This window comes from Sulfurimonas sp., assembly GCF_050296975.1.
In the GTDB taxonomy this organism is placed as follows: Bacteria; Campylobacterota; Campylobacteria; order Campylobacterales; family Sulfurimonadaceae; genus Sulfurimonas.
Genome location: NZ_JBNKRX010000024.1, coordinates 54,572 through 61,490 on the forward strand (window position 1 = coordinate 54,572; position 6,919 = coordinate 61,490).

Consider the following 6,919-nt stretch of genomic DNA (forward strand, 5'->3'; position numbering starts at 1 on the left):
AAAAGAGGATGAGTGAAAAGATTTATGACCTTTTATATGTTGAAGATGAGATAGATGTAAGGGGTCATTATGTTGAGTATTTAGAGCGTTTCTTTCGTAACGTGTATGAGGCGGCTAATGCTAAAGAAGCGCTTGAAGTATATAAAAATAAAAAACCAGCTATTTTAATAGTGGACATTAATCTCCCAGATAAAAGTGGTATAGAATTTTTACAAGAGATTCGTAAGTACGATCAAACAACAAAAGCAATTATGTTAACAGCTAACTCAGATGTACAGACACTTTTAAATGCTACAGAGTTAAAACTGACTAAGTATCTAGTAAAACCTGTTTCACGTGCTGATTTAAAAGAGGCGATAGCGTTGGCTCAAGAGGAGCTGTCTAATTATACTGTTGTAGCAAATAAGATTGTAAAGATGAAAGATTCATTTTGTTGGGATAAAAAGAAACAAGTATTACTGCATGGAAATGAGCAGCAACATCTTACAAAAAAAGAGCGTGAACTTTTAACACTTCTTTTTTCAGATATTAACAGAATTTTTAGTGTAGATGATATTGTGTATGAACTTTGGTACGATAGTAATATTTATGGTGATAATGCCCTAAAAACCCTTATAAAAGGGCTCAGAAAAAAACTCCCAGAGGGAAGTATTAAAAATATTTTTGGAGTTGGATATAAAATAGAGATTTAAAATCTTTTATAAATAATTATATTTTAATTTCAAGCAGGTTATAATTTAACTCTTAAACAAAATGGTTGGAGTTTTTCGATGAACAGAAAACAGATATATAACCCAGACTCAAAAGAGAGTGTAAATGACAGAAAAATTTTTGGTGGAAATCCAACAGGAATTTTTGAACTAAATGATATAAAATATCAATGGGCGTATAACCTATGGGAAGTGATGTTAAACAACACTTGGTTCCCTAAAGAAGTTGATATGACTAAAGATGTGAATGACTATAAAAACCTTACAGATGCTGAAAAAACGGCGTATGACAAGGCACTTTCACAACTTATTTTTATGGATTCACTTCAAACTAATAACTTAATCGATAATGTAAATCCATATGTAACTTCTCCAGAGATCAATCTTATCTTGGTTCGTCAATCTTTTGAAGAAGCACTTCACTCTCAAAGTTATGCGGTTATGGTTGATTCTATCTCTACAAACTCTGATGAGATTTATGAGCTTTGGCGTAAAGATATGATGTTAAAGCATAAAAATGATGCTATTGCAGCTGTGTATAGCGAACTTGCAACAAACCCAACCGAGACAAACTTTGTAAAAGCATGTTTTGCTAACCAAATTTTAGAAGGGATCTACTTCTATAGCGGGTTTACATATATCTACACATTAGCACGTTCAGGAAAGATGCTAGGTTCAGCTCAGATGATCCGTTTTATCCAGCGTGATGAGGTAACACACTTAGTGTTATTTAAAAATATGATAAATACCCTTAGAAAAGAGAGACCTGATCTTTTCACTGAAAAGCTAAAAGGTGAAGTTATCGATATGTTCAAACAAGCGGTTGAACTTGAAGTACAATGGGGTAAATATATCACTCAAGGGCAGATTCTAGGTTTAACGGATGCTATCGTTGAGCAATATATCAAGTTTTTAGCAGATGACAGACTTACTTCTGTTGGATTTGAGAAACTTTATAATGTTGAAAACCCGATCAAATGGGTAGATGATTTTTCTAAATTTAACGATCAAAAAACTAACTTTTTTGAAGGAAATGTTGCAAACTACTCAAAAGGTAGCTTGACATTTGATGACGATTTTTAAGACTTGCAAGTAAAAAACCTCGTAACTCTCTCACTAAAAACATCTCCAGATTATCAAAAAAATCTGGAAGGTTTTTTACAACAACTAGATTCCATAGAAGATAACTCCCTTATAGTAGCACCTGAAGTGTGTCTAACTGGATTTGATTATGAAAACTTAGATCAAGCAACTACGATGGCTTCGGAGTTCACTACCAAAATACTGCAACACTCTAACAATAAAATAGTTATCCTGACAATGCTTGAAAAAAAAAGTGAACAAGTGTTCAATATGGCAAAAGTTTTTGCAGATGGAAAACTAGTACACCAAAGAGCGAAAGCAAAACTTTTTAAACTTGGAGATGAGCATAAGTATATGCAAGAGGGTGATGAGAACGAGATTAAAATTATAGAGATTGCAGGGGTCAAGATTGCACTGCTTATCTGTTTTGAACTTCGTTTTAAAGAGTTATGGCAAAAATGTGAGGGTGCAGATATCGTTGCTATCCCTGCATGGTGGGGAAAAGCAAGAAGTGAACATTTTAGATCACTCACGCAAACATTAGCGATTATCAACCAATGTTATGTGTTGGCAAGTGATAGTGCGAATGATGAGTGCAGTATTTTAAGTGGAATAATAACACCACAAGGAATTGAGAGTAGAAATGGGAATAACCCTTGCTTGGTACAGGAGTATAGGGAAAAAGAGATCGCCACTATGAGGCGATATTTGGATATAGGAATAAAATAGGGTGTTAGATAGAATTAAAGCAACAAAAACAGCAAAGTTGGCACAGGAGTGTAGTGCCAAAGTTGGTGGTTTAGATGAAGATGTAAAAAAAGCGATAGCGCTTACAGATAGAGAGGCATTTGTTCCACAAGGGTTTCGACACAATGCATATAAATTAGATGCCTTACCAATAGGTTCTAGTCAATATATAAGTTCTCCTCTTACAGTGGCTAAGATGACAGAGTATCTCATCCCACGAGGTGCAGATAGGGTTTTAGAGATTGGTTGTGGGAGTGGGTATCAAGCTGCTGTACTTTCACATCTGTTTCGTGGAGTATTTACGATTGAGAGAATTGAGAGTTTAATACTTGAGGCAAAAAAAAGGTTTCGTGATCTTGGGCTTGATAACATCCACACACGTACAGATGATGGACAGAATGGTTGGGTGCAATACGCCCCATTCGATCGCATCCTTTTTTCAGCTACTGCAAAAGAGATACCTACAAAACTTTTTGAGCAATTAGCAGAAGATGGCATCCTAGTCGCTCCAATAGAAAAAGGCTCTAAGCAGGTAATCACACGCTTTATAAAAAGAGGTGGACGCATTGTTGAAGAGGAGCTTGAAGATTGCGATTTTGTGCCTGTTTTAGATGGAGTTGTAAAAGTTTAATTCTTTTTGCAACTTCAAGCATTTTTGTTCTTTCCAGAAAATTTAAATATTCACCCACAGTTTCACATCTACTTTCTTAAGGGCACATCTAAAAACTCTAGCAACACTCAGCATAACAAAGAGCTTTACAATCAAGGCAGCTTTTTGTTATGCCCAAAGGGAGGGATAAAAAAAGAGAACTTGCACAAAACTTTTAATCATCGTAGCTACGGCTACGACTTAAAAAAGGTTTTGCACAATTTCAACTTTTTTTCTTCCCTCTGAGTATTGTTAGAGTTTTTAGAGGTGCCCTTAATTATTTACACTCGTCTTCCAGTAATATTGATACGTATTTTTATGTAAATTAATTTAAATTAATTAAAAAAATTAAAATTTAATATTCTCTTAACAAAGAATTATTTAGAATTAGGCTAAATTATTAAATAACGAAAAATATTATAATATAATTAAAAATCCCTGGGAGACTTTATGCTAGATAATAATTTAAAGCAGTGGTTATATGGAAAGATAGAGTTACAAGAATATACAGTGCCATGTGAATATAGTCTTTACAAAATTCAAGGTGAAGGCTCAGTCGAGGGTGAGTATAGTTATGAAGCGGAGTTTATATGTGATACAGAGATAGCAATAAACGAACTCAACGATACAAAAGCAAAGCTAACCTTTACAGATAGTGACAATACATCTGTAGAAAAAGAGGTATATGGACTTATTTATGAAGCTAAAGAGTTTGGAACTATAGCAGATAAAAGACTCTATAAAGTACGTATAGTCTCTCCACTTTATTACCTTGGACTCAATAAGCATTATGAAGTATTTATGGATAAAAGTGTCTCTGAAATTGTTCAAACAATAATTTTAAGATATGCAGGGTTACTTCATCTTGACATAAATATAAAGATAGATGCTAAATCATCCCCACAAAGACACTATACAACGCAGTATGCTCAAAGTGATCTAGAGTTTATTAAGATGCTCATTCAAGAAGAGGGGTTTGTTTTACTTTTAGATGAGAGTAGTAATGCTCCTTTTAAAATAACACTTTGTGAACTCAATGAGCATACACAAGAGCTTAAAGAGCAAGTAAAATGTAGTTACAACAAAGAAAAAAGTTTTTTAGTATCGCAACAACTTCAAGACTATTATGATAGAGCTAAACCTTCCCTTGATTATACTGTTAATAACGACCACCCAGTTTCAGACCCATCTTTTGAAGACAAAGGAGTTACAAAACAGTTACGCCAAGAGTTTAAAAAACAAACACTGAGAGACAGGTTGGATGATGCTTTCCCAAAAGATTTAAAGCGTTATGTAACAGTTGATAGTCAAAGAGAATATAGCAATTCATTGAAGATAACAGGAAAAACTAAAGATTTACATATAAAAGAAGGGGTCGCAGCTACACTGTTTAATCCAAAAATACACGCGACACAAGATGTGATTATCACAAAAGTAAAATACGACGGTTTTTTTCCTAATGCGTTGAGTGAACATGTAGAAGATGCAGACAAACAAAGTACCCAATATGAAGTAGAGTTTGAGGCAATTGCAAAAGAGATTATCTTTAGACCAGCTTGTACTATAAAAAAACCTAGAATCTCAGGTGTGCAAACAGCTATAGTTTCCCAAGGTGACAAAGATACTCCAGGGGGAGAAGACCTTATAGATGTTAATGAAAAAGGTGAAATCAGAGTGATCTTTCACTTCGATCAAAACAGACCTACAAGCTGTTACATACCTCTTTCTACCATATATGCAGGAAATAATTGGGGAGCTCAGTTTTTACCTCGTGTCAATACAGAAGTGATAGTGAGTTTTATCAATGGTGATTTGGATAAACCTATAATTACAGGGGCACTTTACAATGGGGAAAATGCTATCCCCTACGCTCTTCCAGCTGAGAAAACAAAATCGTATATTAAAACACAGTCAACTCCTAGTGCTGGAGGCTATAATGAACTTCTTTTTGAAGATAAAGCAGGAGGTGAACTTCTATCTTTACGAGCACAAAAAGATTATAAACTCCATGCACTCCATGATTCAACGATAAACATAGATAATGACCAGTCTGAGACAGTTGGTCATGATGAAACTGTAAGCATTGGAAATAATCGCACGGAGAGTGTAGGGAATGATGAGACGATTAGTATAGGAAATAGTCGCACTGAAGATGTAGGCAATAATGAAACTATTAGTATAGGGAACAATCAAAGTATTTCAATCGGTAGTAACCAAAACGTAAGTATTGGCAGTAGTGCAACATTGAGTGTTGGAAACAGCTCTGCTGAGACCGTAGCCATTGCAAAAGCTTTGACAATTGGTGCTGGTTACCAAGTTTCAGTTGGTGGGGCGAAAAATGAAACGACTGGTTTATCTTCAACTGAGCAGGTTGGTATCTTAAAACACATTATTGCTGGAAAACGTTTTGAATTACAGGTTGGTTCTAGTTCTTTGATCCTAAACTCAGATGGCACAATTATACTGCAAGGAAAAGAGATAAAAATAGACGGTTCCAAACAAGTGAAAGTCAACGGTAAAATGATCGACTTGAATTAAGGGGTATGGATGGAACTAGATAACTATACGCCTTTTCCTAGCCTTGCGTGGGAAAATGTAGATGCAAATAATGAGTGGTATGTAAGTGTAGTCTCAAAAGTAAAACTCGATATACAAGTGCAGTCAGATGACCCAAAACTTCACTTAAAACTTTCAAAAGATCAGGGTGGACTTCATTTTTGCGATGTTTTTCATGGAGAACCTACAAGCTCTTCAGTACGTTATGAGAGCGATCTGGTACCTTATAAAAAACATGCAGACATAGTACTCAATGCAAGAACTTTTGCTCCAAATGCCAATAAGCAAAAACATTGGAGTTGTGGGGTAAAGGTTTTTGATAAAGATGATAAAGAGCTAAAAAATTACAAACTACTTGTAAGTGGTGAAAAAGATTATGAAAAAGTAGGGGCACTTTGGCTTCCAAGTATGAGAAAAAATGTTTCAGATGTAAATATACGTTATGAAAAATCTCACGGTGGCACCGTAAAAAATAAAGATGACAAGATAGTAAAAATGGATATATACAATCCAGTAGGGTGTGGGATGAAAAAAATTCGTGATGCACAGGAGAATGTTTCGGCTGTACAAGTTGAGTATTATGACTATAAACTTACCAAAGTACCAGCTGGATTTGGTTTTATCTCAAGAAGTTGGAAAAGTAGACTTGCATACGCAGGTACATACGATCAAGCATGGATAGATAACCAGCACCCACTACCACCCCATGACTTTGACGAGTTGCACAATCAAGCAGCCCATCCAGAGCTTATCATGGATGGGTATCTACAAGCTGGTACAAAAATAGAGTTGCACAATCTGATAAAAGAATATAAGGTAGCATATATGGAGATACCATCATATCAGTTGTTATCTCGTATGCAGTACCACACAGGCGATGTCATAAAAGCTATGAATCTCGATACATTAGTTATAGATATAGACAGTGAAGATTCAAGTAAACACTGTATGTATGCTTCTTATAGAGTAAAAATACCAAAAAACCAAAAAGTAAAAGGTACACAAGTGATGTTACTACAAGAGGAGAGTGCAAATGGCTGAGAAGTTCGGAGCAAGAAAAAGCGATAAGTACATCCTAGTATCTTCTGCCCCCTCAGTCAATAAAACCCCAATGGGTCCAAGTGTAGTGCCAGTACCCTACCCAGTAACCCAAGAGTTAGACTTAGCAGATGCA

The 6,919-nt window shown here is 35.3% G+C and carries 6 protein-coding genes; all 6 read left to right on the plus strand.

What is annotated here, in order from left to right; genetic code table 11:
* Positions 1 to 8: 8 nt before the first annotated feature.
* Positions 9 to 692 carry a response regulator transcription factor gene (locus ACQY56_RS08220; RefSeq protein ID WP_428739017.1) on the plus strand — a complete coding sequence of 228 codons (684 nt, stop codon included), beginning with the start codon at positions 9 to 11 and terminating at the stop codon, positions 690 to 692.
* 78 nt (positions 693 to 770) lie between these two features.
* Positions 771 to 1,793 (plus strand): ribonucleotide-diphosphate reductase subunit beta, encoded by a 1,023-nt coding sequence (locus tag ACQY56_RS08225; RefSeq protein WP_428739016.1) that lies wholly within the window; start codon positions 771 to 773, stop codon positions 1,791 to 1,793.
* A 3-nt stretch (positions 1,794 to 1,796) separates the two neighbouring features.
* Positions 1,797 to 2,522, plus strand: coding sequence for a carbon-nitrogen hydrolase family protein (locus ACQY56_RS08230; RefSeq protein ID WP_428739015.1), 726 nt, complete (start codon positions 1,797 to 1,799; stop codon positions 2,520 to 2,522).
* Between the two features lies 1 nt (position 2,523).
* Positions 2,524 to 3,171 (plus strand): protein-L-isoaspartate(D-aspartate) O-methyltransferase, encoded by a 648-nt coding sequence (locus tag ACQY56_RS08235; RefSeq protein WP_428739014.1) that lies wholly within the window; start codon positions 2,524 to 2,526, stop codon positions 3,169 to 3,171.
* 468 nt (positions 3,172 to 3,639) lie between these two features.
* Positions 3,640 to 5,727, plus strand: coding sequence for a type VI secretion system Vgr family protein (locus ACQY56_RS08240; RefSeq protein ID WP_428739013.1), 2,088 nt, complete (start codon positions 3,640 to 3,642; stop codon positions 5,725 to 5,727).
* Positions 5,728 to 5,736: 9 nt separating this feature from the next.
* The gene (locus ACQY56_RS08245; protein WP_428739012.1) at positions 5,737 to 6,786 is read left to right on the plus strand and encodes a DUF2169 family type VI secretion system accessory protein; all 1,050 of its coding nucleotides are present in this window, start codon (positions 5,737 to 5,739) and stop codon (positions 6,784 to 6,786) included.
* Positions 6,787 to 6,919: the final 133 nt, after the last annotated feature.